General features: G+C 69.0%; 3 protein-coding genes. 2 read left to right on the plus strand and 1 reads right to left on the minus strand.

Features of this window, described 5'->3' with window-relative positions; all coding sequences use genetic code 11:
• A partial coding sequence (locus U9978_RS21675) for a transketolase C-terminal domain-containing protein (RefSeq protein ID WP_322762986.1) occupies nucleotides 1-923 on the plus strand: 923 nt, incomplete at its 5' end.
• Between the two features lie 167 nt (nucleotides 924-1090).
• Here the strand turns inward: U9978_RS21675 and U9978_RS21680 are convergent.
• On the minus strand, nucleotides 1091-1249 hold the full coding sequence (locus U9978_RS21680; RefSeq protein ID WP_322762987.1) for a hypothetical protein: 159 nt from the start codon (nucleotides 1247-1249) through the stop codon (nucleotides 1091-1093).
• Nucleotides 1250-1494: 245 nt separating this feature from the next.
• Here U9978_RS21680 and U9978_RS21685 point away from each other — a divergent pair, with 245 nt between their 5' ends.
• Nucleotides 1495-2493: a lysylphosphatidylglycerol synthase transmembrane domain-containing protein gene (locus tag U9978_RS21685; protein WP_416211088.1), complete on the plus strand. Its 999-nt coding sequence runs from the start codon at nucleotides 1495-1497 to the stop codon at nucleotides 2491-2493.
• The last annotated feature ends 94 nt before the right edge of the window (nucleotides 2494-2587 follow it).

The following is a 2587-nucleotide window of genomic DNA, read 5'->3' on the forward strand; positions in this document are numbered from 1 at the left end:
CCGCCGCCATGCTCCAGCCGGTCGGCCTGAAGGCGTTCGCCACGGCCTTCCCGGACCGGGTGTTCGACGTCGGCATCGCCGAGCAGCATGCGGTCACCTCGGCCGCGGGCCTGGCCATGGGTGGCCTCAAGCCGGTGGTGTGCGTCTACGCGACCTTCCTCAACCGGGCCTTCGACCAGGTGTTGATGGACGTCGCCATGCACCGGCTGCCGGTCACCTTCGTCCTGGACCGGGCCGGTGTCACCGGCGAGGACGGGCCGTCCCACAACGGTATGTGGGACATGTCCTTCCTCCAGCTCGTGCCTGGGTTGTCCCTGGCCGCGCCGCGGGACGAGCCCACGCTGCGGGCCGAGCTCCGCGAGGCGCTGGCGATCACCGACGGTCCGTCGGTGGTGCGCTTCGCCAAGGGCAAGGTCAACCCGGACATCCCCGCGATCGAGCGGGTCGGGTCGGTCGACATCCTCTACCGCTCACCCGAGGTGACACCGTCGCGTGAGGTGCTCCTGGTGGCGGTGGGCGCGATGGCGAACACCTGCATGCAGGTCGCCGAGCGGGTCGCGAGCCACGGCATCGGGATCACGGTTGTCGACCCGCGCTGGGTCAAGCCGCTCGACCCGGTGCTTGTCGACCTCGCCCGGATGCACTCACTCGTGGTCACGGTCGAGGACAACGGCCGGGTCGGCGGGGTCGGGTCGACCTTCGCGCAGCTGCTGCGCGACGCTGACGTGGACATACCGCTGCGGGACTTCGGCATCCCGCAGATCTTCCTCGACCAGGGCAAGCGCCCGGAGGTCATGGCCGACATCGGTCTGTCCGCCCAGGAGCTCGCCCGCAAGATCGTCGAAATGGTCGCGGGCCGTGCGCCCGTCCTCGACGAGGATGCCGAGGAGTCCGAGGAGGAAAGCGCGGCCGGTCAGCTCTGAGCTCCACACCATCCCCTCGGGGTCGGTGAGTCCAGGGGTACGGGTACCCGACAGGGGTTCCCGTACCCTCTTGGCCGGCAGACCTCTTGGCTGGCAGTGACCCGTTGGCGCTCTCCCGTTGGCGGCAACCCCGTTGATAGTGCGGCCCAGAACGTGGGTCTTCTATGTCACTTACGGAGCTCGTGCTTGTTGATGATCTCTGCGTCCTCGAGTTCGGAACTCAGCCGCAGTGCCTTGTCGAGGTCGACCTCCGGTCGTAGACCGAGCGACCGAGTGGGTAGCCGGTAGGCCGGAACATCCGGGTCGAGAGTCACTGTCGTACGCATCGAAACATCATCGCATCATGTTGTTTGCCGCCGCGACGCTATGACGGTGGTAGCTATGGCGGTGATGGCTATGGCGGCGTGGTTGGTGTTGGCTGGATTGACGCTACGCTGAGCAGATGTGGCATATACGTTCTGTTGACAGAGGGGTCGGTCGGGCGGCCGGGCGCTGTCATTCAGAACCGGGCCGACCAGAACCGGGCCGACCGGCCTTCAGCCGTCGAGGGCTGCGGTGGTGGTTGACGCGGGTGGCGTTACTGCTCGCGGTCGGGCTGCTCTGCCTTGCGCTGGTCGGTCAGTGGAACGCGGTCCGGGCGTCGTTCGACGACCTGACCGTGGTGAGCGTCGTCGCAGCCGGAGGCGTCACCGTGCTGGCGGTCGGGACGAGCGTGCTGTCCTGGCGGGCGCTGCTGGTGGGGCTCGGCGCGGAACTGCCGTTACGGGCGGCCGTGCGGGTGTTCTTCGTCGGGCAGATCGGCAAGTACGTCCCGGGCAGCGTGTGGCCGGTGCTGGCGCAGATGGAGCTGTCGCGGGCCTACGGCGTGCCCCGGGCGAAGGCCGCGTCGGCGAGTCTGATCGTGTTGGCGCTGGCGGTCCCGTGCGGCGGACTGGCCGCGGCCGTGACCCTGCCGTTCGTGTCGGCAACCGCATTAGGTCACTACGGGTGGGCGCTGCTGGCGGTACCGGGGTTTGCGGTGGTGCTGTATCCGCCGGTGCTGTCCAGGCTGCTGGCGCTTGCGTTCGGTCTGCTGCGCCGGTCACCGCTGGAGCGTCCGCTCGCAGTCCGCCCGGTGCTGGCTGGTGCCGGCTGGCTGCTGACGGGCTTCGTGCTCTACGGCGTCGCGACCTGGCTGCTGGCACGTGATCTTGCGCCGTCCGTGCACGGGCCGCGCCTGCTGCTGCTCTCGGTCGGCGGGTACGCGCTCGCGTGGACGGCCGGGTTCCTCGTCCTGCTGGTCCCGGCCGGTGCGGGCGTGCGCGAGGCCGTCCTGATCCTGGCGTTGGCGCCGGTGCTCGCGCACGGCCCTGCGACGCTGCTCGCCCTGGTCATCCGGCTGCTCGCGACCGTGGCCGATCTCTTGTGGGCGGCAGGCGGTATGGCTGTGCGCCCGGGCAACGCCCAACCGGTGTACGCGGCCCGCCGGGTGCCGGCCCGCCGGGTGCCGGTACGCCGCCCCGGCGGCTCTCAAGGATGTGAATCCGATGCTTCTATAGCAGCATCGGATTCACATCCTTCGGCACCGTGAGCCGACGCGTTCCGGGCTGATCCGCTTGTAGGGCCTGCCTGATGGATCTTCGATCGCTTCGACCAATATCCACCAGACAGGCGTTAGAGCGACC

It is taken from the genome of Protofrankia sp. Cr2, from assembly GCF_963555885.1.
In the GTDB taxonomy this organism is placed as follows: Bacteria; Actinomycetota; Actinomycetes; order Frankiales; family Frankiaceae; genus Protofrankia.